At 71.1% G+C, this 20,397-nt stretch carries 19 protein-coding genes; 8 read left to right on the forward strand and 11 right to left on the reverse strand.

Annotated elements, in window-relative coordinates; translation table 11 throughout:
- The first annotated feature begins 40 nt into the window (after nt 1-40).
- Together R3F55_15545 and R3F55_15550 are read left to right on the forward strand one after the other, a co-directional pair.
- Nucleotides 41-1,222, forward strand: a complete 1,182-nt coding sequence (locus tag R3F55_15545; protein MEZ5668823.1) for a pyridoxal phosphate-dependent aminotransferase — start codon at nt 41-43, stop codon at nt 1,220-1,222.
- 100 nt (nt 1,223-1,322) lie between these two features.
- Nucleotides 1,323-1,664, forward strand: coding sequence for a hypothetical protein (locus R3F55_15550; GenBank protein MEZ5668824.1), 342 nt, complete (start codon nt 1,323-1,325; stop codon nt 1,662-1,664).
- Between the two features lie 20 nt (nt 1,665-1,684).
- Here R3F55_15550 and R3F55_15555 read toward each other — a convergent pair whose 3' ends face one another.
- The gene (locus tag R3F55_15555; GenBank protein MEZ5668825.1) at nt 1,685-2,368 is read right to left on the reverse strand and encodes a hypothetical protein; all 684 of its coding nucleotides are present in this window, start codon (nt 2,366-2,368) and stop codon (nt 1,685-1,687) included.
- Nucleotides 2,369-2,533: 165 nt separating this feature from the next.
- Here R3F55_15555 and R3F55_15560 point away from each other — a divergent pair, with 165 nt between their 5' ends.
- The gene (locus tag R3F55_15560; GenBank protein ID MEZ5668826.1) at nt 2,534-2,959 is read left to right on the forward strand and encodes an MAPEG family protein; all 426 of its coding nucleotides are present in this window, start codon (nt 2,534-2,536) and stop codon (nt 2,957-2,959) included.
- Between the two features lie 21 nt (nt 2,960-2,980).
- Here the strand turns inward: R3F55_15560 and R3F55_15565 are convergent, their stop codons facing one another.
- Nucleotides 2,981-3,868 (reverse strand): calcium-binding protein, encoded by an 888-nt coding sequence (locus R3F55_15565; protein ID MEZ5668827.1) that lies wholly within the window; start codon nt 3,866-3,868, stop codon nt 2,981-2,983.
- A gap of 202 nt (nt 3,869-4,070) precedes the next feature.
- On the opposite strand from R3F55_15565, the gene R3F55_15570 reads away from it, so the two are divergent.
- Entirely contained in the window at nt 4,071-5,000 is a 930-nt protein-coding gene (locus tag R3F55_15570; protein ID MEZ5668828.1) for a hypothetical protein, read from the forward strand.
- Nucleotides 5,001-5,010: 10 nt separating this feature from the next.
- Here R3F55_15570 and R3F55_15575 read toward each other — a convergent pair whose 3' ends face one another.
- Both R3F55_15575 and R3F55_15580 read right to left on the reverse strand, forming a co-directional pair.
- A complete protein-coding gene (locus tag R3F55_15575) occupies nt 5,011-5,781 on the reverse strand; it encodes an SDR family oxidoreductase (GenBank protein MEZ5668829.1) in 771 nt (256 codons plus the stop codon).
- A 165-nt stretch (nt 5,782-5,946) separates the two neighbouring features.
- Nucleotides 5,947-7,359 (reverse strand): FAD-binding oxidoreductase, encoded by a 1,413-nt coding sequence (locus R3F55_15580; protein ID MEZ5668830.1) that lies wholly within the window; start codon nt 7,357-7,359, stop codon nt 5,947-5,949.
- A 178-nt stretch (nt 7,360-7,537) separates the two neighbouring features.
- On the opposite strand from R3F55_15580, the gene R3F55_15585 reads away from it, so the two are divergent.
- A complete protein-coding gene (locus R3F55_15585) occupies nt 7,538-7,687 on the forward strand; it encodes a hypothetical protein (protein ID MEZ5668831.1) in 150 nt (49 codons plus the stop codon).
- A 215-nt stretch (nt 7,688-7,902) separates the two neighbouring features.
- Nucleotides 7,903-8,406: a GNAT family N-acetyltransferase gene (locus tag R3F55_15590; GenBank protein MEZ5668832.1), complete on the forward strand. Its 504-nt coding sequence runs from the start codon at nt 7,903-7,905 to the stop codon at nt 8,404-8,406.
- A gap of 112 nt (nt 8,407-8,518) precedes the next feature.
- On the opposite strand, the gene R3F55_15595 is transcribed toward R3F55_15590, so the two are convergent.
- On the reverse strand, nt 8,519-9,541 hold the full coding sequence (locus R3F55_15595) for an NAD(P)-dependent alcohol dehydrogenase (protein ID MEZ5668833.1): 1,023 nt from the start codon (nt 9,539-9,541) through the stop codon (nt 8,519-8,521).
- Between the two features lie 106 nt (nt 9,542-9,647).
- Between R3F55_15595 and R3F55_15600 the strand changes: the two genes are divergently transcribed.
- Nucleotides 9,648-10,007 (forward strand): helix-turn-helix domain-containing protein, encoded by a 360-nt coding sequence (locus R3F55_15600; GenBank protein MEZ5668834.1) that lies wholly within the window; start codon nt 9,648-9,650, stop codon nt 10,005-10,007.
- 27 nt (nt 10,008-10,034) lie between these two features.
- On the opposite strand, the gene R3F55_15605 is transcribed toward R3F55_15600, so the two are convergent.
- Both R3F55_15605 and R3F55_15610 read right to left on the reverse strand, forming a co-directional pair.
- Complete coding sequence (locus R3F55_15605) at nt 10,035-10,721, reverse strand: tetratricopeptide repeat protein (GenBank protein MEZ5668835.1); 687 nt, start codon at nt 10,719-10,721, stop codon at nt 10,035-10,037.
- 148 nt (nt 10,722-10,869) lie between these two features.
- Nucleotides 10,870-11,415 (reverse strand): VOC family protein, encoded by a 546-nt coding sequence (locus R3F55_15610; protein MEZ5668836.1) that lies wholly within the window; start codon nt 11,413-11,415, stop codon nt 10,870-10,872.
- A 219-nt stretch (nt 11,416-11,634) separates the two neighbouring features.
- Between R3F55_15610 and R3F55_15615 the strand changes: the two genes are divergently transcribed.
- Complete coding sequence (locus R3F55_15615; protein MEZ5668837.1) at nt 11,635-13,386, forward strand: hypothetical protein; 1,752 nt, start codon at nt 11,635-11,637, stop codon at nt 13,384-13,386.
- Between the two features lie 114 nt (nt 13,387-13,500).
- On the opposite strand, the gene R3F55_15620 is transcribed toward R3F55_15615, so the two are convergent.
- Genes R3F55_15620 through R3F55_15635 form a run of 4 tightly spaced genes read right to left on the reverse strand, consistent with a single transcriptional unit; the run spans nt 13,501 to nt 20,272 of the window.
- Nucleotides 13,501-15,579 carry a hypothetical protein gene (locus R3F55_15620; protein ID MEZ5668838.1) on the reverse strand — a complete coding sequence of 693 codons (2,079 nt, stop codon included), beginning with the start codon at nt 15,577-15,579 and terminating at the stop codon, nt 13,501-13,503.
- Entirely contained in the window at nt 15,576-18,332 is a 2,757-nt protein-coding gene (locus R3F55_15625; GenBank protein MEZ5668839.1) for a DUF4159 domain-containing protein, read from the reverse strand. Before R3F55_15625 ends, R3F55_15620 begins: the two co-directional genes overlap by 4 nt.
- Nucleotides 18,333-18,336: 4 nt before the next feature.
- Nucleotides 18,337-19,215, reverse strand: a complete 879-nt coding sequence (locus tag R3F55_15630) for a DUF58 domain-containing protein (GenBank protein MEZ5668840.1) — start codon at nt 19,213-19,215, stop codon at nt 18,337-18,339.
- A gap of 31 nt (nt 19,216-19,246) precedes the next feature.
- Nucleotides 19,247-20,272, reverse strand: a complete 1,026-nt coding sequence (locus R3F55_15635; protein ID MEZ5668841.1) for a MoxR family ATPase — start codon at nt 20,270-20,272, stop codon at nt 19,247-19,249.
- Nucleotides 20,273-20,397: the final 125 nt, after the last annotated feature.

Raw genomic sequence — 20,397 nt, forward strand, 5'->3', positions numbered from 1 at the left:
TGCGATTCCCAGCGGTCGCCACAGGCATTATGGTCGCGCCATGTCATGCGATTCCGCACCCAGCCTCGACCTGCTCAGCCGCCGTGCCGCCGCATTGCACGCCAGCCAGATCCGCGAGGTGGCGGAGGAGGGCATGCGGATGGACGGCGTGCTGCCGCTGTGGTTCGGCGAGGCCGCCTGGGGTGCGCCCGACGTGGCGGTGGAGGCCGCGGTCGCGGCGCTCAGGGCCGGCGACCACTTCTACCAGCCGAACAGCGGGCGGATGGCGCTGCGCGAGGCGATCGCGGCCTATACCGCACGCACATATGCGGTTGCGGCCGGCGTCGAGCGCGTCACCGTCACCGCTTCCGGCATGCAGGGCCTGGCGCTGACCGCGCAGGCCATCGTCGACCCCGGCGACCGGGTGGTGGTGGTCGATCCGGCCTGGCCGAACATCCCCGGCGCCTTCGCCATCGCCGGCGGCACGATCGCCACCGTCGGCCTCGCGCCGCGCGACGGCCGCTGGTCGCTCGACACCGACCGCCTGCTCGACGCGCTGACGCCCGGCACGCGCGCGCTGGTCGTCAATTCGCCCAACAACCCGACCGGCTGGGTGATGGACCGCGCCGCGCAGCAGGCCGTGCTGGCCCATTGCCGCCGTCACGGCATCTGGATCGTGGCCGACGACGTCTATTCCCGGCTCTATCTGGCCGGCGACCACGCGCCGTCGTTCCTCGAGATCGCCGAGCCGGAGGACCGGGTGGTCTCGGTCAACAGCTTCTCCAAGGCCTGGTCGATGACCGGCTGGCGGCTCGGCTGGCTGGTCGCGCCGGCGGCACTGGAGCCGGCGCTGGCGATGCTGACCGAGTTCAACATTGCCGGCCCGCCCGGCTTCACCCAGCAGGCCGGCATCGCCGCGCTCACCGGCGGGGAGAGCCACGTGGCCGGCCAGCGCCAGCGGCTGCAGGCCGCCTACGACATCACCGCGGCGCGGCTGGCGGCGATGCCGGGGGTCACCTTCGTCGCGCCGGAGGGCGCCTTCTATGCCTTCTTCCGCATCGACGGGCTCGACGACAGCCTGGGCTTCGCCCAGCGGCTGCTGCGCCAGGCCAGGGTCGGGCTGGCGCCGGGCACCGCCTTCGGGTCGGCCGGCCAGGGCTGCCTGCGGCTGTGCTATGCCCGCCCGCCGGAGATGATGGCCGCGGCGATGGATCGGCTCGACGCGTTCATGCGCCATCGCTGACCGCATTGCGGCCGGCGGCCGGGCGGAAGCGATCCGCCTCTTGCCCGGCGCGCCGCTTGCGTGGAGAATCCGGTGAAACCCCGTTTGCGGCGGTGACAGCATGAACGTCGACGGCAAGTTCTCGGTGGCAAGCGATCCGGTCGGCCTGGCCGAGCGCCGGGTCGGCATCGGGCACAATGGCGGCCCGCCGCTGGACGAGCCCGGCCGGCCGTGGGGCGCCGGCGGACCGGTGGTCTATCGATGCTGGCTGGAGGCACAGCGCCGCGCCTGGCGCGACGTGCCGTTCGACACGGTGCGCCGTCGCGCCGCGCGGGCGGCGCAGCTGGGGCTGACCTATCGCGAGTACACGCTGGAGATCCTGGAACGCGGCCGCTACCTCAGCGCGGCCGATTCCGAGCGGATCGCCGAAATCAAGGCAAAGCGCGGCAGCTCCGACTGGTAGGCGTCCGCCGGTGCCGCGGGTCACGCCGGGCAGCGGTAGAACACCAGGGGCGCGGCCTGGTCGGGCGAGTGCGCGACCAGCACGTCGGCGCTGCGCGGCGTGATCGTCCAGGTGGTGACGTTGCTGCCGATCTGGGGCCCGAGCTGGCGCATCAGGCCGGCATCGAGCGGCATGCCCATTGCCGCGACGGCGACCGACAGGTTGTTGACCCAGGCAAAGCCGTTGCCGCCGCGCCAGACCAGGTCGAACCGGCGGACGGGTTGGTCGCCGAACGCCTGTTCGGCGGTCAGCGTGAAGGCGTCGTCGTCGGCCTGCCAGATCGTCAGCGCCTTGAACGGGTCGCAGGCATCGGCGATGGCGCCGTTGCGATAGGCGTCCAGCACCTCCGGCCATGAGGCTGCCGCCCAGGTCCCGACCATCAGCGCGCGCACCATGGCGCCGTTCTGGGCGACGCCGTAGTCCACCTCCGGCGGCATGAAGCCGGGGTCGCCCAGCTCGACCAGCAGCGGGCCGACGATCGCCGGCGTGAACGGTGCCGCACCGGCGGACGGCGGCGCGAAGGCGGCATCGAAACACGCCAGTCGGGCATCGCGGTCTTCGATCAGCGTGCAGCCGCGTATGGTTTCCGGGCGCTCCTCGGCGGCGGCGGCCGTCGCGGTCGCAAGGGCGCCGGCAGCGGCGAGGATGCGGGCAGGCTTGATCATGGCGGCCTCCTGGCGGGTGTTTGCGCGGGTTGGATGAAGGCACACTGTGCCCCGCGCACCATGGCCGGCCAACCCGCTTGCGCCAAATTGCATCACCGGGCCTATGCTGCCGCGCGCGGCATCGCCGGTCGTGGCCGCAACGTCGCTAGAATGGGAGATCGCCAGATGGACATCGCCGGGTTCGCCGCGGTCGGGCTGTATGCCGGGCTCAATACGCTCATCCTGCTGTGGATCGCGCTGGCGACCGGCCGGCTGCGCCAGCGCACCGGCATCTACATCGGCGACGGCGGCAACATGCATCTGGTCCGCATCCTGCGCGGGCATGCCAACGCGCTGGAAACGATCCCGGTCGTGCTGATCCTGATGCTGCTGATGGCCGCATTCGCCGCGCCGGCCTGGGTCATCCACCTGTTCGGCATCGCGTTGACGGTCGGGCGCTTCTTCCACGCCATGCACTTCATCGCCGCCGATGCCCCCGGCTGGCAGCGCCGGATCGGCGCCGGGTTGTCGCTGCTGGTCGCCCTGCTCGCCGCGCTCGGCGTGATCGGCCACGCGATCTGGCTGATGGCCGCGCCGACGGCAGGCGGCTGACGCCGGCGGTTCTTCGGCCCGCTACCACTCCAGCAGGATGCCCTGGCTGATCGCGTCATAGTCGGCAAGCACCAGGGTGACCTGGTCGTTGTCGTCGTAGACCCGCGTGTGGCCGTTCTCGTCCACGTCGTAGTAAAGGCCGCGCACCGTATCGAGCTGGCTGACGTCGTAGTCGTGGACGATGTCGAACAGCCCGTCGTGGTTGACGTTGACGAACCGGTCGGCACCGGCCCCGCCGTACATCTCGTCCTGACCGTCGCCGCCGGACAGCAGATCGTCGCCCGCGCCGCCTTCCAGAATGTCGTTGCCGTCGTCGCCATAGAGGTCGTCGCTGTCGGCGCCGCCCATCAGCCAGTCGTTGCCGTCGTCGCCGTTGAGGATGTCCCGGTCGGCACCGCCCAGGATGGTGTCGTTGCCCGCACCGCCGTGAAGATTGTCCCAGCTGTCGCCGCCGCCGTCGATGTAGTCGTCGCCGTCGCCGCCGTAGATCCAGTCTTCGCCGTCGCCGCCGAACAGCCGGTCGTCGCCGGCGCCGCCGTAGATCTCGTCGTCGCCGTCGCCGCCGTGGATCACGTTGTCATAGGCCGGTGGCGCCTTGTGGCCGGTCTCCGAAAGCGGGCCGGACGGATCGGCGACGATGACGTCGTCGCCGTCGCTGCCCTGGGTGGTCTCGCCATTGCCGGGCGCGATGCGCACCGCCCGCACGCCGTCGGGCAGTTTCCAGACCATGTCGCCGGGCGGCTCGGTCTCGCCCCAGCTGCCGGAAACCATGCCCTTCGTCATCGTCGGCCCGTCGCCGCCCTCTTCGGCGGCGTCGGTCGGCCACAGCCGCCATTCGGCCTCGGCCAGCGCCTGCAGGTCCGCGATCGTGGCGTCGGCGCCGGTCGTCTTGCTCGGCTGCATGGTCATGGCGCTGCCCTCCGTCTGCTCTGGTTGGGTCGCGCGCGCGCCGCGCCAGGTTCACACCAAGTCGCGCGGCGGGCCGCACGGGCGGCAGGTGCTGGAACAGGGCGCAACGAAGCGGGTCGCGTCGGCGCCACGCAGGGCTAACCGGTTCGCAAGGCACCGGCGCCTATGCTGACCAGGCATCGGGTCTGAGGGAGAAGAGGTCATGGGTGCCTGGGGCGGCGGGCTCTACGCCAGCGACTTCGCGCGCGACATGAAGGCGACCATCAAGGGCGTGCTGCGTGCGCCGTTGGATGACGACGCGCTGCTGGCCGAGATCTGGCAGGCCCATGGCGCCGGCACGGAGGACCTGGAGGCGCTGGACTACTGGCTGGTGCTCGCCGACCAGCTCGAGCGTCGCGGCCTGCATCGGCCGGAGATCGCCGCACGCGCGCTCGCCATCGCCGCCTCGGGCGAGGATCTGGCCCTGCTGGCGGAGCTGGAGGCGGACAAGTCGACGATCGCGGCGCGGCGGCGCGACACCGAGCGCCTCGCCGCCCGGCTGCGCGAACCGCGCCCGGCGAAGCCGCGCAGTCCGCTGCGGAAGCCGCAGCCGCTGCTGCTTGCGCCCGGCGAGGCGCTGACCTGGCCGACGGACCGAGGGGCATCGATCAATGCGTACATTCCGGAGGACGCCCCCTGGAAGCCGGATTTCAACCAGGACGGCTGGGGCTTCGGCGTCGTGACCGAGGCGGGCCACGCGTTCCACGCGCTCGCCTACTATGCGATCCAGGTGCTGCGATGGCGTCGGGCGGCGCGCCCGTCCGCCGAACTGGCGGCGCACTGCCCGCGGTCGCCGTATTGCTACGGCACCATCACGGCGGGACAGCTGAAGCGGGCGCGGGTCGAACGGCTCGGCCGGATCGCCGACGCGCAGTTCGGGCCGGCGCCGCAGCCGGCGGAGGCGGACCGCTGCGTGCGCCGGGCCGTGATCGCCGAGATCGGCCTGTCGAACGCCTTCGGGCTCGATGCCTGGAACACCTGGGTCTTGCCGGGGCCGAAGTTCCCGATCCCTGCGCCGTCGGGCACGCCGCTGGATCCGGACCAGCCGGACCAGCGTCCCGGCCCCTACGACCTCGACGCGGCGCCGGCGTGAACGCCGGCCCTCAGATCACGCTGAAGCCGGCGTCGATCAGCATGGTGGCGCCGTTGACCAGGTCGGAGGCCGGCGAGGCCAGGTAAAGCACCATATCGGCCACTTCGACCGGTTCGCCGAACCGGCCGAGCGGGGTGCGGTCCAGCATCGGCTGCGACTTGGCCCGGTCGCCCCACACCAGCTTGCCGAGCGGGGTCATGATGATGGTCGGGCAGACCGCGTTGACCTGCACGTTGTGGCGCGCCCATTCGGCCGCCATGTTGCGGGTCAGCGCGTTCAGCCCGGCCTTCGACGCCGAATAGGACGCGTGCCCCTCGATCGCGATCACGCTGGCCTGGGACGAGATGTTGACGATCTTGCCGGCCTGCTGCGCGATCATCCCCGGCGCCAGCGCCTGGGCCAGGATCAGCGGCGTGCGCAGGTTGATCGCCATGGTCCGGTCCCAGGTATCGAGGTCGGTGTCCAGCGTCGGCTCGATCACGGCGATGCCGGCGTTGTTGACCAGGATGTCGACGGTGCCGAAGGCGGCCAGTGCCGCTTTGGCCGCGCCGCGCGGACCCTCGACCGTGGCCAGATCGGCCGCGAAGGTCTCGCAGCGGCGGCCGAGCCCGCGCACGGTGTGCGCCACCGCGTCCAGCCCGGCGGCGTCCCGGTCGACCGCCGCGATGTCGGCACCGGCGTCGGCCAGCACCTGGCAGATCACGCTGCCGATCCCGCCCGCCGCCCCGGTGACCAGCGCCCGCTTGCCCGCGACCGCGAACCGCTCCGTCCATCGCGTCATTCGTTTGTCCTCCCTACCCGATCACGCCCGCCGTCGACCGCCGTCATCGCGCGGCCCCGCCTTGATTGCCGCGCGGCCTGCGGCGGTTCGCAATGACGGCGAGGGTTTCTGCCTTTGTCTTCGCCTCGTCGCGAGGCGCGGAGCGCCGTGGCGATCCATGCCGTCTCACGCCGGCAGAATGTTCTGGTTCAGGCGGAACAGGTTGTGCGGGTCGTATTTCGTCTTGGCGGCGCGCAGGCGGGCGTGGTTGGCGCCGTAGTTGGCGCGCACGCGCATGTCGTCGGCGTCGGACATGAAGTTGATGTAGCCGCCCGCCTCGGAATAGGGCCGCAGCGCCGTCTCATAGGCCTTGACCCAGGCGGTGTTGGCGTCGTTGTCGGCCGGGTCGGGCCAGGAGCCGGAGAAGATCACCGAATAGCGCGCGGTGCGATGCGGGAAGGCGGTGTCGCCGGGCCTGAGCCGGTGGCAGGCGCCGTCGATGGGAAACAGGAAGGTGCCGGAGGCCGGGTGCGGCGTCCGCGCGCCGTGCTCGATATGGGCGGCCAGCGCCGCGTCCGGCACGTCGTGCACCACGTTGGCGCGCCAGTAGTGCTGCATGCCATAGGGCAGGGCGCCGTCGAACAGGGTGTTGATCTGCGGATAGGGCATGCGCCACAGCGCCTGGCCGATCACCTCGCCCAGGCCGCCGAGCGCGGCCGCGATGCGCGCATCCTCCGATTCGGCGCCGCTCCAGCAGGCCACCACCGCCATCACCGCCTTGCCGTGCCAGGCTTCCGGCAGGAACGGTGCCGCCGGCGCCATGGTGAAGGCGAACAGCGCCTGCAGGTCGGTGCCGGCGTCGGCCAACAGCGCCTCCCAGGCGCGGAACACCGCCGGGTCTGGACGATAGAACACCGGCCCGCCGAGCACGCTCGACACCTGCTGGGCGCGATACTCGAAGGCGGTGACCACGCCGAAATTGCCGCCGCCGCCGCGGATCGCCCAGAACAGCTCCGGCTCGTGCTCGGCATCGCAGGTGACGAAGCGGCCGTCGGCCAGCACCATGTCGGCCGAGACCAGGTTGTCGCAGCTGAGCCCGCCGCGGCGGGTGAGGTGGCCCATGCCGCCGCCCAGCGTCAGGCCGGCGATGCCGGTGGTCGAGACCACGCCGCCGGGCACGGCGAAGCCGAACGGGTGGGTGGCGTGGTCCATGTCGCCCCAGGTGACGCCGCCCTCGGCCCGCACGGTGCCGCGGGCGGTGTCGACCCGGATGCCCTTCATCCGCTTCAGGTCCAGCACCAGCCCGTCGTCGCAGGTGGAAAAGCCGGTGACGTTGTGGCTGCCGCCGCGCACCGCGAGCGCCAGATCGTGGTCGCGGGCGAAGGTCACTGCCGCGATCACGTCGGCCACGTCGGCCGCCTGCACGATCAGCCCTGGCCGGCGGCCGGCGTGCATGGCGTTGTAGATCGTCCGCGCGCCGTCATAGGCCGGATCGGCCGGCCCGACGGCCGCGCCGCGCAGTCGTGCCGCCAGCGACCCGACCGCATCCGCCCCCGGCCCGGCCCCGCCGTCGCGCCGCCTGAGTGCATGCTCGATCATTGCGTCCTCCCCCTGCATCGATCCGGCGGTGATGGTAGCGGCTGGCGCCGCCGGCGCAAATCGTCGGATGGACGCGACGTGACGGCAGCCTGTCCGCGTTAACCGCTTGTTAACCGCAGATGCGGTGTATTGCCCCTAACGGGCCACTACATCTTGTTGATAACTGTGGGGACAAGTTGTGGAACAACAATGGGATAACCTGCCGGAACGCTTCGTGAGTCCCTTTCTGCAGCGGCCTTTGCGCGACCTTGCCCAGGCCCTGCGGGACATCGCCGCCGCACGCGCCGAGCGCACGCTTCCCGTCCACGACCGGGACGATCGCGGCTGACGCGCGGCGGCCCGGCCGCGGCGCCGGCCCCGTCCGGAAACAATTGAAACACGAAAAATCACGCCCGGACACGCGACTGAAATCGGGCGTGCGTATCTGGTGTCCTGCGTCGACGGCGGGGCACCGACGAGCCGAACACCGAAACAGGGCCTCGCCCGCCGTCATCGCAAGCAGGGATGACAGGAACCAGACCCATGAACCGGTGGAAACCCCGATTGGCCATCGCGCAGGACGAACAGGCGTTGCGCGCGATGCAGGCGCAGTGCGTTCACGCCCTTGCCGAGGCCTATTACGCCTGCGAGATCATCGAAACCTATTTCAGCCACATCGGCACGCTGGATCCGGCGCTGATCGCGGACGGCACCTATTTCGTGGTGGAGGACGAGGGCAGACTGGTGGGCAGCGGCGGCTGGAGCGTGCGCCGACCGCACTACGAGCAGGCGGCCGAGCCGACGGCGCCGCTGCTGCGCGGGTTCTTCGTCCATCCGGACTATGCCCGCCGCGGAGTCGGCAGCGCACTGGTGGAGCGCGTGGAGCGCGCGGTGTTCCGCGCCGGCCACGACGAGGCGCGGTTGACCGCGATGCTGTCCGGCGTCGCCTTCTACCGTGCCCACGACTACACGGTGCTGCGCCACCGCACGGTCGACCTGGGCGACAGCGTGGTGATGCCCGTGGTCGACATGGCCAAGCGCCTGGGCGAGCACAGGATGACCGCCTGACGGATGGCGACGTGCGCGCGGTGGGGGGCGCGCAACGCTGGTGGGGTGCCTCTTCTGGCCGAGAGGCACCCCACGTCTTTTCGTGCCGCGGCGCGGCGCGTGGGCGGGCGGCTCAGGCGACGGCGACGACGATCTTGCCGAAGTGCCGGCCGGTCAGCATGTGGCGCAGCGCCTCGACGGCCTGCTCGAACGGGAACACGCGGTCGACCACCGGCCGCATCGCCGTCTGGACGATCGCCCGGTTCATCGCGTTGAACATCGCGACCGAGCCGACATAGGTTCCCTGGATCCGGATGTTCTTCTGCAGAATCAGGCCGGTGGCGACGTTGTCGGCCACGCCGGTCAGCACCCCCATCAGCGCGATCGAGCCGCCATAGCGGACCGCCTGCAGCGTCCGGCTGAGCGTGCCGGGGCCGCCGACCTCGACCGCATGGTCGGCGCCGATGCCTCCGGTCAGGTCCAGCACCGCGTCCTGCCACTCCGGCGTCGTGCGATAGTTGATGGTGTGATCGGCGCCGAGTGCGCGGGCCCGCTCCAGCTTGGCGTCGTCGGAACTGGTGATGATCACCCGTGCGCCGGCCATCTTGGCGAACTGCAGCGCGAAGATCGAGACGCCGCCGGTGCCGAGCAGCAGCACGCAGTCGCCGGGCTTCACGGCACCGCCGACGAACTGGGCGTACCATGCGGTCACGCCGGCGCAGGGCAGGGTGGCGGCCTCGGCGAACGAAAGGTGCGCCGGGATCCTGACTACGCCGGTCGCCGGCAGCACCACCTGCTCGGCCAGCATGCCGTCGACGGAGCCGCCGAGCGCGGCGGCCTGCTTCTCCGGCGTCAGCGGCCCGTCGAGCCAGGTCGGCATGAAGGCGCCGGCGACCCGGTCGCCCGGCTGCAGGTCGGTGACCCCTTCGCCGACGGCGGCCACCACGCCGGCGCCGTCGGACAGCGGCACCACGCCGATCGCGCGCGGCCGCGGATCGTTGGCCGTCCCGCCGCGGACCAGCAGCGTGTCGCGGAAGTTCAGCGAGCAGGCCTTGACGTCGATCACCACCGTGCCGGCGCCGGCGCGCGGTGCCGGCCGCTGCTTGATCGCGATGGCGTCGATGGCGTTGCCCTCGACCAGTTCCCAGGCGCGCATCCGTTCTCTCCTGCCGTTGCGAAGGGCCTCATGCACCTGCATGGAGAATTGCACAAGTACCCACATTTTTGTAAGTATAGGCGCTCGAGCGGAGGAATCCCGTGCCATGGCCCGCGACTACGACTGGAAGACCGGCTGCGACGTGGAAGCGACGCTGTGCGTGATCGGCGGGCGCTGGAAGCCGGTGCTGATCTGCCATCTGCTGACCGGTCCCAAGCGGTTCGGCGAGATGCGCCGCCTGACCCCGAACGCGACCGAGCGGATGATCACGCTGCAGCTGCGCGAGCTGGAGGCCGACGGCGTGATCGCGCGCCGGGTGTTCGCGGAGGTGCCGCCGCGGGTGGAGTACCGGCTGACGGAGTTCGGCCGCAGCCTGGCGCCGATCCTCACCCAGATGCAGGCATGGGGCCGCGCCTTCAAGCAGCGCTGCCGGGCGCAGCAGGCCGCGTACACCGACGCGGCCTGAGCCCGGCTGGTCGCTGCCGGCGATGCCTCAGTGGCCGCGCAGTTCCATCGAGCGGTTGTGGTGGGCCAGCGCGCCGTCGCGGTCGCCGATCGCCAGCAGCGCGTTCGACAGCCCGTCGTGGGCGTGGATGAAGCCGTCGTCCAGCGCCAGCGCCTGCTCGTAGGCGGCGATGGCGTCGTCCCAGCGCTCGCGCAGCGACAGCACGTTGCCGTAGTCGGCATAGACCGGGGCCACGTCGGGCAGCATGGCGATCGTGCGGGCGAAGCAGGCGTCGATCACCGCGTCGTCCAGCCCTGCGACATAGGCGGCGATGCCCATGCCCCAATAGGGTTCGGGCCGGTCAGGGCCGACATGGAGGGCGGCGATGAATGCGCCCAGCGCTTCCGGGCCACGCTCGTTGAAGGCATGGCTCCAGCCGAGGTCGATCAGCGTCTGGCTCTGTGCCCAGCCGAAATTGGCCTCGCGCCCGGGTCCGTCGGTGCAGATCCGCAGCACCAGTGCCGGATCGATGTCCGTACCCGCGAGCAGCCGTTCCAGCGTCGCCTCGTCGAGGGGCGCCGGGTAGGCGACCGGCGCCTCGGGGGTCTGCGCCTGGGCAGTGCCGAACAGGCCCTTGAGTGCCCCGTCGCCGGCAAACACGCCGCTCTGGTCGGCGAACATGAAGGCCCCGGCGGCAACGACAACGGCGGCGGCGGCGATGCGATTGCGGATCATGGTTGCGTCCCTTTCCCGTCAGCGCCGGCGGGTTGGCCGGCCTTTGCTGATCCCGTGGTCGCTGCATATATGAACATGGTTCAATTTCGGCTGTGACGCATGTCACGTCGGCCGCGGCCGGCGCTCGGGGCGGGCAGGCGATGGGGCTTCAGGCGGCCGGCGGCGGGCCGGGATACCACTGCTCCGGCTCCGGCCAGACGAAGTCGGCCGGGACCTGGAAGATCTCGAAGGTGGTGGTGGTGTCGCCCTCGGTCTCGAAATAGGCGTGCGGGTACTTGCCCTGCCACAGCCCGGACTGGATCATCGTGTAGCCGCGGTCGGCGAAGGCCTTCAGCTGCTCCGGCCAGGGGATGTGGTTGCAGTCGAAGGCGACGTGATGGATGCCCTCGCCGTGGGCGTCGAGGAACTCCTCATAGATGTTCGGCCCGGCCAGCGGCTGCACGATCTCCCACATCATCGAGCCGGAGAAGGCGAGGCCGAGCTTCATCGCGTGCCGCGACGGCCGCCCGCGATAGGTGATCTCGGTCATCGTCTCCGGCCCGAAGGTATAGACCCGCCACGGCCCGATACCGGTGCGGACCAGCCCCTCCATGGTGCGCATGAAGTCCCGCGTCACCACGCAGATCTGCATGTTCGAGCCGAGAAAGCTGTTCGACAGCGTGTTCTCGGACGTCACCGTCGGCAATGCGGTCATGTTCTCTCCTCCCCGAATTCGCGACCGGATAGCGCCGCGTCCCTATCAGGCACGCCGGGCGACGGCGATGCAATGCGTCGAACCGGTCATGCGGCGACGACCGCCGGTCGGCAACCGCGCGCGTTCCGGCAACGATGGAGAGCGACCGGCCGCGGATGAACCATCGCCGCCGCCGCGGCGACAGGTCTTGCAGACCCGCGCGGCAAGGGGGGGGGAGCGATGGCATTCAAGTACGGCACCGGCGGCATGGACATCATCGTCGGCAGCAACCTCGACGACATCATCTACGGCTATGGCGGCTTCGACTGGCTGTACGGATTCGGCGGCGACGACCTGATCCACGGTGGCAGCGGCAATGACCTGATTTCCGGCGGCGACGGCGACGACACGCTGATCGGTGGAACCGGCGCCGATGCGCTGTACGGCAACGCCGGCCAGGATACGGTCAGCTATGCCGGCGCGGAATCGCGCGTGATCGTCAATCTGGCCACCGGCAAAGGCAAGCTCGGCGAGGCCGAGGGCGACACCTACAGTGGCATCGAGCATGTCGTCGGCAGCGAATTCGACGATATTATCAGCGGCGATGGCGCCGCCAACGTCTTGGACGGCGGCGCAGGCGACGACGAACTCTCCGGCGATGCCGGCGACGACGTGTTGCATTGCGGCGATGGCGACGACTATGCCTTCGGCGGCAACGGCTTGGACTCGCTTTATGGCGGCGACGGCGACGACCGGCTCTATGGCGGTTCCGGCGGGGATACCCTGGTCGGCGGCGCCGGCAACGACGCCCTGTTCGGTGACGGCGAGGCCGATCATCTGATCGGCGGCGGCGGTGACGACACGCTGACCGGCGGCACCGGCGCTGACCTTCTCGAGGGCGGCTTCGGCCAAGACACGGCCGCCTATACATTCTCCTCGGCCGCCGTTGTCGTGTCGCTGGCGCTTGGCACGGCAGCCGGCGGGGACGCGGCCGGCGACGTCCTCGTTTCGATCGAGAACCTGACGGGCACCGCCCACGGCGACTGGCTGCTGGGCGACGACGGTAGCAACGTGCTGAGCGGGCTAGACGGCGACGACCTGCTGGTCGGCCTCGGCGGACACGACCTGCTGGACGGAAGCTTCGGCCGGGACACCCTGATCGGTGGCGACGGGTGGGATACCCTCATCGGCGGTGCCGGTGCCGACAGCTTGATTGGCGGCGCGGGAGAGGACACGGTCGACTATTCCACCGCCACGGCGAAGATCGAAGCGTGGCTCGACCTCGGGGTCGGCTACGACAACGACGCCGCCGGCGATGTCTATTTCGACATCGAGCATGTCGTCGGATCGAACTATGACGACACCCTGGTCGGGAACGAGAATGCGAATTCCCTCGCGGGCGGCGGCGGCAACGACCTCATCAACGGCTATGACGGCAACGACAGATTGCTCGGCGGCGATGGCGGCGACCACCTGCTTGGCTGGAACGGCGATGACCAACTAGAGGGCGGATACGGAAACGACACGCTGGAGGGCGGGGCCGGCAATGACAGCCTTCTCGGTGACGGTGGTTCCGATTTTCTTTCCGGCGGGCAGGGCGACGACAGCCTGTGGGTGGAAATCTCCGAGCCGGACATCATGGCCGGTGGAAGCGGCGCGGACATCTTCGGCTTCCTCGCCTGGTACGTGGACAGCGTCGCGGAAGTCCAGGACCCGGCCTCCGTCGCCGTGATCAAGGATTTCTCCCAGAGTGACAAGGACTTGATCAACCTGCAAATCATGCCCCGGAATCTTCCGAACAGCGCGTTCGACACATTCAAATTCGTGGGCAAGGACGGTTTCTCGGGAACCGCTGGCGAACTGCGCTACGACTACGACACTTTCTACGATGTCACGCGCCTTCAGGCCGACACCGACGGCGACGGCAAGATGAATTTCGCGATCGACCTGCCCGGGGTCCAAGGGCTCAGCGAGTTCGACCTGATCCTGTAGCGGGTTTCGCAACAGAGCCGGGCGCGCGAACGGGCCCCGAAGCGGTGCCACCCGCCGCGCGGGCCCAAGTGGACTGTCGCTGGCGTTCGCAGCCCGCGAGCCGTCGCGGCCGGGTCAGCGTCCCTCGCGGCGCCAGGCGACCATCATCGCGCCGACGATCAGCACCAGGGCCAGCGCGGCCGGCATCAGCGGGATGTCGCGCACGCCGGTGACGATGAAGTCGCCGTTGGCGCGCAGGCCGAGCCAGCTGGAGCCGGCGGTGGCCCGGCCGGCGCCGACCATGCGGATGTCGGGCGTGCCGTCCTCGCCCAGCCAGTAGACGCCGCCGCCGGTCGCCTCGGCCACCGGGCGCAGCACGGCGTCGGTGGCACGCACGTCCGCCAGTTCGACCGGGTTGACGCCGCCGACCGCGGCCAGCGTCACCCGCTCGCCGTCGCTGAGCCGATAGAGGCCGGGCTCGTCGACGGTCAGCGCGCCGCGGGCGATGCCGAAGTCGTCGGCGGGGCCAAGCGTCACCGATCGGGTGGTGCCGGAGGGGCCGGTGACCTCGACCGGCGCGTCGCTGTCCTCCAGCGTCTGCCGCTCGACGGTCAGCTGGTCGCCCTGCACGTCGGCGCGCAGCGCGTTCTCCTCCAGCGCCGGTTCGCGCATCAGCCAGTGGGCGATGCGGCGCAGCAGCTCCTGATAGGGGCCGCCGCCCTCGTAGCCGCGCGCCCACAGCCAGATCTGGTCGCTCATGATCTGCGCCACCCGGCCTTCGCCGACGCGGTCGAGGATCAGCAGCGGCCGGCCGCCCTCGTCCGACATCAGCGTCTCGCCGGAGGTGCGGTCGGTGTCGACGATGCGGAACCAGCGGCCCCAGTTGGGCAGGCCGTCGTCGCCGTCGAACGATTGCAGCAGCGCGGTGACCGGGTGGCGGCGCCCGGTCTCGGTCAGTTCCGGCAGGAAACCCTGCTCGTAGACGTCGCCGGTCGGCGCGCCGGGCAGCACCGCGCCCAGCGGCGTGTTGTACAGGCTCAGCGGCGTGGCGAAGGTCGGGCCGACCGCTTCCAGGAAGGCGCCGCCGTTGCGCACATAGTTGGCGATGTTCTCCAGATAGGCCGGCGGCAGCACGCCGCGGCGGCGATAGCGGTCGAAGATGATCAGGTCGAACTCGTCGATCTGGATCTCGAACAGCTCGCGCACCGGGAAGCTGATCAGCGACAGCTCGGTCACCGGCGTGTTGTCGTGCTTCTCCGGCGGCCGCAGGATGGTGAAGTGGATCAGGTCGACCGACGGGTCGGACTTCAGCAGGTCGCGCCACATCCGCTCGCCGGCATGGGGCTCGCCGGAGACCAGCAGCACACGCAGCCGGTCGCGCACGCCGTTGATCTCGGCGACGACGCGGTTGTTGATCAGGGTCAGCTCGTTCTCGCCGGGCTCGACCTCGATCTCGTAGACGTTGGAGCCGGCGTGGTCGACGTCGACCGTGACCGGGAACGGCACGCCGACCGGCGCCGCCATGACCTGCGGGTCGCCGCCGTCGTGGCGGATGGTCAACTGGGCGATGCTGCCGGAAGCCGACGGGTCGTCGATCCGGACCGTGATCGACTGCTCGCGGCCGACCAGGCCGAAGCCGGCCGCCTCGACGATCTCGATCCGGCGGTCGCGCTCGTCGGGCACGCCGGTCAGCAGTACGTGGAACGGGGCCGGCGCGTTGGCCAGCTCGTCGGCGCCGGGCGCGTCGTGGACCTGGCCGTCGGTCAGCGCGATCACCCCGGCCAGGCGCGAGCGCGGGGCATCGGCCAGCGCGCGCTCGACCGCAGCCATCAGCCGGGTGCCCTCGTCGCCGGCGCCGATGCCGGCGCTGTCGACATGGACGACGCGCAGGTCGAGACCCGGGCGGGCGCGCAGCTCGGCCTCGATCGCGCGCGCGGTCGCGTCGGTCAGCTCGGTACGGCCGGCGACCTGCTGGCTGGTCGAGCCGTCGACCACCAGCAGCGCCACGTCGTCCAGCGGCTCGCGCTGCTGCTCGACCAGGGTGGGGTTGGCGAGCGCCAGCAGCACCACGACGGCGGCGAGCACCCGCCACCACGCACCGCGGGCGCTGCGCCACAGCGCGACGACGCAGACGACGAAGGCGACCGCGGCCAGCGCGGCCAGCACCGTCCAGTCGAAGGCCGGATCGAAATTGATCGACAGCGCGTCGTTCATTGGCCCAGCCGCTCCAGGATCGCGGGAATATGCACCTGGTCGGCCTTGTAGTTGCCGGTCAGCGCATACATCGCCAGGTTGACGCCGAAGCGGAAGGCCATCTCGCGCTGGCGCTCGCCGCCGGGCAGCACCGGCAGCATGCCGCGGCCGTAGAGATCGATCGCCCAGGCGCCGGCCCAGTCGTTGCCGCCGATGATGACCGAGGAGACGCCGTCATAGCCGGCATCCTCGTCGGCCACGATCCATACGTCGCCGCCGACGAAGCGGCCCGGGAAATCCGACAGCAGGTAGAAGGCCTTGCCCAGCACGTGGTCCGGCGGCACCGGCACCAGCGGCGGGATGTCGATGCCCTCGGCGATGGCCCGCAGGGCCAGCTCGGCATCGCTCGATCCGCCGATGCCGCCGCCGCCGGGCGCGGCGTCGCGGGTGTCGAACAGGATCACGCCGCCCTGGCGCAGATAGTGGTTGATGCGGTCGCGCGCGCCGTCGCTGAGCGGCTGCGCCTCCGGCACCACCGGCCAGTAGATCAGCGGGAAGAAGGCGAGCTCGTCGACCTCGGGGTCGACGCCGATCGGCTCGCCCGGCTCGATCGCGGTGCGCTGGTTCAGCACGTAGCTCAGGCCCTGCAGACCGGCATGGCTGAGGTCGTCGACCTCGCGCACGCCGGTCCGGACATAGGCGAGGTGCACCTCCAGCGAGGCGGCGAGCGCGGCCTCGTCGAGCGCGCTCTGCGCACGCGCCGTGCCGTCCGGCAGCGCCAGCGCGAACCCGACCGCCAGCACGGCGGCCATCCGCCGGGTCGCCGGCGTCAGCAGCCCGCGCAAGTAGAGGCCGATCAGGATGTCGACCAGCAGGATCAGCAGGGCGGCGGCCAGCAGCCACGGCTGCAGGTCGACCTCCTTGGCGGCGGCATAGGGCCGCTCGACCGCGCCGTCCGGCAGCGACGGCCAGCGCGACGGCGCCGCCACCTGGTCGCCCAGGTTCAGGGCCACGCGGGCGTTGTCGTGGCCGTAGTAGCCGGGCGGGTGCTGCGGTCCGATCACGTGGTCGCCCTCCGCCGACAGGTCGATCGCGGTGGCGATCGGGAACGCCTGGCTGGTCCGCCCGAAGCCGTCGATCAGCTCGACCGGCGGCAAGAGGCCGCCCTGGTCGCCCTCGCCGCCGACGATGCCCTCGCTCAGGTCGACGATCCGGCGCAGCATGTCGACGAACAGGCCCGACAGCGGCAGGTTCGACCAGTCGGCGTTGGCGGTGACGTGAAACAGCACCAGCCAGCCGTCGCCGACCCGTTCCGCCGTCACCAGCGGCGTCCCGTCGGTCAGCCGTGCCCATGTCCGGCTGCCCAGGTCGACGGTCGGCTGGGCCAGCACCTGGCGGTCGACCGCGATGTCGACCGGCACCGGCAGGCCGACGAAGGGGCTGTTGGCGTCGAACGGCGCCAGCGACAGCGGCTCGCTCCATGACATCGCGCCGCCGGTGGTGCGGTCGCCCAGACGCAGCGGCACCGGCACCAGCGTGTCCTCGCCCTCGGCCAGCCGCGGGCCGGCGAACCGCACCAGCACGCCGCCCTCGCCGATCCAGGTGGCGAGGTCCTGCTGCTCGTCGCCGGTCAGCGGGCGCGCGTCGACCAGCATCAGCACTGCCGGCGGGTTCTCCAGCAGGCCGGACAGGCTGCCCTGCTGCACCTCCGAATAGGGCTGCAGCGCGCGGCCGAGATAGTAGACCTCGCTCAGCAGCGGCTGGCCGCTGTCGGCGATGTCGTCGGTGACGACGCCGACCGGCCGGCGGCGCCAGCGGGAGTCGATCAGCAGGCTGGCACCGGCGCTGGTCTCGCCCTCGATCACCACGCGGGTCAGGTCGGCACGCACCGACTCCGGCAGCTCCAGCCGCAGCTCGGCGTCGGTCGCGCCCTCGTCCAGGGTGGCGGTGCTGCGGGTCAGCACGCGGCCGTCGTCGGCCATGGCCAGCACGGCGATCCCGTCAGGGCCCGCCGCACGGCGGGCGACCGGGACGACCAGCGCGTCGGCATCGGCCCGCGGCGGCAGGAGCAGGCGCGCGGCGTTGCGCGCGTCGTCCTGCATCACCGAGACCGGCCCGAGCGCGGTCAGCCGCTCCAGGGCGCGGACCAGCGCGTCCTCGCCGGCCGCATCGGCCAGGATGCCGTCGCTGAGCCAGACCGTCTCCAGCGACAGGTCGTCGGCCAGGGTGGCGACGCGGTCGGCAACGGCCCGATAGTCAGCCGGCCAGGGCATCGGCGCCAGGCTCTGCGCGACGCTGCGCACCTCGCCGGCCGGCATCAGGTCGGTCATGCGCGGCCCCTCGCCCGTGGGCTGGTCGGCGGTGGACAGCAGCATCACCGGCCGCGCGTTGCGGTCGGCCTGGGCCAGCAGCTCGTCGAGCGCCGCCGTCTGGCGTTCCCAGTCGCGCGCCGCCGACCAGGCGTTGTCGACCACGATCAGCAGCGGGCCGCCGCCCTGCGGCGTCGCCGCCGGGTTCAGCAACGGGCGGGCCAGGGCCACGATCACCAGCGCCGCCAGCACCAGCCGCAGCAGGATCAGCCACCACGGCGTGCGTGCCGGCGTCTCTTCCTGCTGGCGCAGGCCGAACAGCAGCCGGATGGCGGGAAAGCGGATGCGCCGCGGCGCCGGCGGCGTGGCGCGCAGCAGCCACCAGATGATCGGCAGCACCAGCAGCGCCGCCAGCAGCCATGGCGTGGCGAAGGCAATGCCGCTACCGGCCAGGAGGTCGCCCATCCCGTCAGCCTCCGGCTATGGCGGTATAGGCCGCCAGCACCGCGGACTGCGCCGACTGCCCGGTGACGTGCAGCGCATAGGTCCAGCCGGCGTTGCGCGCGAGCGTGCGCACGCCCTCGACATGGGCCTCGATCCGGTCGACATAGTCGGTGCGCAGGCTTTCGGCCCGCCGCACCAGCAGGCTGCCCTCGTCCTCCAGCCCCTCGAAGCGGGTGCGGCCGCGGAACGGCAGGTCGAGCTCGGCCGGGTCCAGCACCTGGATGAAATGGCCGCGCGCGCGCCGGTCGGTCAGCGCCCGCGCCAGCCGCTCGATCTCGTCCAATGGCGACAGCAGGTCGCCCACGATCAGCGCGTGGCTGTGCGCGCCGACGCAGTCGGGGATCGGCAGTCCGGCCTTGGCGTCGGCGCGGCGCCGCTGCACCTCGTCGGCCAGCCGCAGCAGCGCCATCCGGCCCATGCCCGGCCGCAGGTCGGGCGCGTCGGTGTCCGCCATCAGCGCGATGCGCTCGCCGCCGCGGCCCAGCAGCGACGCCATCGCCAGCATCAGCACGGCGCCGCGCTCGGCCTTGGTGGTAAGGTCGCGGTCGCTGGCGTAGTCCATCGACGGCGACTGGTCGGCCCAGAACCATACGGTCTGCGCCGCTTCCCATTCGGTCTCGCGGACATAGACCTGGCTGCCGCGCGCCGACCGGCGCCAGTCGATGCGCCGGATCGGGTCGCCGCCCTGGTAGCCGCGATACTGCCAGAAGGCGTCGCCCTGGCCGACGCGCCGGCGGCCGTGGCCGCCGGGCAGCACCGTGTTGGCGATCCGCTCGGCGGCGGCGAGCAGCGGCGGGAAGCTGCCGGCCAGCCGTTCGGCGGTGGAGAGCTGCGTGGTGGTCAACTGCGTTCGCCGGTCGCCGCGCCTGCCGGGCCTATTGCAGCGGCGAGGTGAGCGAGTCGATCACCTGCGCCAGGGTGACGCCCTCGTGCCGGGCCGCGAAGTTCAGCGCCATGCGGTGGCGCAGCACCGGCCCGGCCAGCGCGACGACGTCGTCGATCGACGGCGCCAGCCGGCCGTGCATCACCGCGCGGGCGCGGGTCGCCAGCATCAGCGACTGGCTGGCGCGCGGGCCGGGGCCCCAGTGCACGTGCTTGTCGACCAACGCGTTGCCGCTGCCCGGGCGCGCCGCGCGCACCAGCTTCAGGATCGCCTCGACCACGCTCTCGCCGACCGGCACCCGCCGCACCAGCTGCTGCGCCGCGATCAGGTCCTCGGCCGTCATGATGCGTTCGACCTGCGGCTGGCTGACGCCGGTGGTCTCCACCAGGATGCGCCGCTCGGCCTCAAGTTCCGGATAGTCGACGTCGATCTGCAGCAGGAAGCGGTCGAGCTGGGCCTCGGGCAGCGGATAGGTGCCTTCCTGCTCCAGCGGGTTCTGGGTGGCGAGCACGTGGAACGGCCGCGGCAGGTCGTGATAGTGGCCGGCGACCGAGATGCGCTGCTCCTGCATCGCCTGCAGCAGCGCCGACTGGGTGCGCGGGCTGGCGCGGTTGATCTCGTCGGCCATCAGCAGTTGGGTGAACACCGGCCCCTTGATGAAGCGGAAGCTGCGCTTGCCGTCGGGCGATTCCTCCAGCACCTCGGAGCCGAGGATGTCGGCCGGCATCAGGTCGGGGGTGCACTGGATGCGCCGCTCTTCCAGGCCGATCACCTGGCCCAGCGTCTCGACCAGCCGCGTCTTGGCCAGGCCGGGCACGCCGATCAGCAGCACATGGCCGCCGGCAAGCAGCGTGATCAGCGCCTCTTCCACCACCTCTGACTGGCCGAAGATGACCTGCGCGACCGCCTGGCGTACCTTCTCCATCCGCGTGCCGAGCTGCTCGACCGATCGCACCAGGCTGTCGGGATCGTCGCTGCGCCGCTGGGCTGCCGAGGGTCCGGCGTCGTCTTCGATCAGGCTCACGCTCGCATCTCCTGCTGGAGGACATTACATAGACAACAAAGTCCCGCAGTCGGGACGCAAATGGGCGGCCTCACCGTCCGTGCCGTCACAATAAACGCCCATGGACCATGCCATGAACC

The sequence above is a fragment of the Alphaproteobacteria bacterium genome (assembly GCA_041396705.1).
Taxonomy (GTDB): domain Bacteria; phylum Pseudomonadota; class Alphaproteobacteria; order CALKHQ01; family CALKHQ01; genus CALKHQ01.

Excerpts from the sequence above, each read along its gene's own strand:
- R3F55_15545 (MEZ5668823.1), top strand. The coding sequence starts at position 41 with ATGTCATGCGATTCCGCACCCAGCCTCGACCTGCTCAGCCGCCGTGCC.
- R3F55_15550 (MEZ5668824.1), top strand. The coding sequence starts at position 1,323 with ATGAACGTCGACGGCAAGTTCTCGGTGGCAAGCGATCCGGTCGGCCTG.
- R3F55_15555 (MEZ5668825.1), bottom strand. The coding sequence starts at position 2,368 with ATGATCAAGCCTGCCCGCATCCTCGCCGCTGCCGGCGCCCTTGCGACC.
- R3F55_15560 (MEZ5668826.1), top strand. The coding sequence starts at position 2,534 with ATGGACATCGCCGGGTTCGCCGCGGTCGGGCTGTATGCCGGGCTCAAT.
- R3F55_15565 (MEZ5668827.1), bottom strand. The coding sequence starts at position 3,868 with ATGACCATGCAGCCGAGCAAGACGACCGGCGCCGACGCCACGATCGCG.
- R3F55_15570 (MEZ5668828.1), top strand. The coding sequence starts at position 4,071 with ATGGGTGCCTGGGGCGGCGGGCTCTACGCCAGCGACTTCGCGCGCGAC.
- R3F55_15575 (MEZ5668829.1), bottom strand. The coding sequence starts at position 5,781 with ATGACGCGATGGACGGAGCGGTTCGCGGTCGCGGGCAAGCGGGCGCTG.
- R3F55_15580 (MEZ5668830.1), bottom strand. The coding sequence starts at position 7,359 with ATGATCGAGCATGCACTCAGGCGGCGCGACGGCGGGGCCGGGCCGGGG.
- R3F55_15595 (MEZ5668833.1), bottom strand. The coding sequence starts at position 9,541 with ATGCGCGCCTGGGAACTGGTCGAGGGCAACGCCATCGACGCCATCGCG.
- R3F55_15600 (MEZ5668834.1), top strand. The coding sequence starts at position 9,648 with ATGGCCCGCGACTACGACTGGAAGACCGGCTGCGACGTGGAAGCGACG.
- R3F55_15605 (MEZ5668835.1), bottom strand. The coding sequence starts at position 10,721 with ATGATCCGCAATCGCATCGCCGCCGCCGCCGTTGTCGTTGCCGCCGGG.
- R3F55_15610 (MEZ5668836.1), bottom strand. The coding sequence starts at position 11,415 with ATGACCGCATTGCCGACGGTGACGTCCGAGAACACGCTGTCGAACAGC.
- R3F55_15615 (MEZ5668837.1), top strand. The coding sequence starts at position 11,635 with ATGGCATTCAAGTACGGCACCGGCGGCATGGACATCATCGTCGGCAGC.
- R3F55_15620 (MEZ5668838.1), bottom strand. The coding sequence starts at position 15,579 with ATGAACGACGCGCTGTCGATCAATTTCGATCCGGCCTTCGACTGGACG.
- R3F55_15625 (MEZ5668839.1), bottom strand. The coding sequence starts at position 18,332 with ATGGGCGACCTCCTGGCCGGTAGCGGCATTGCCTTCGCCACGCCATGG.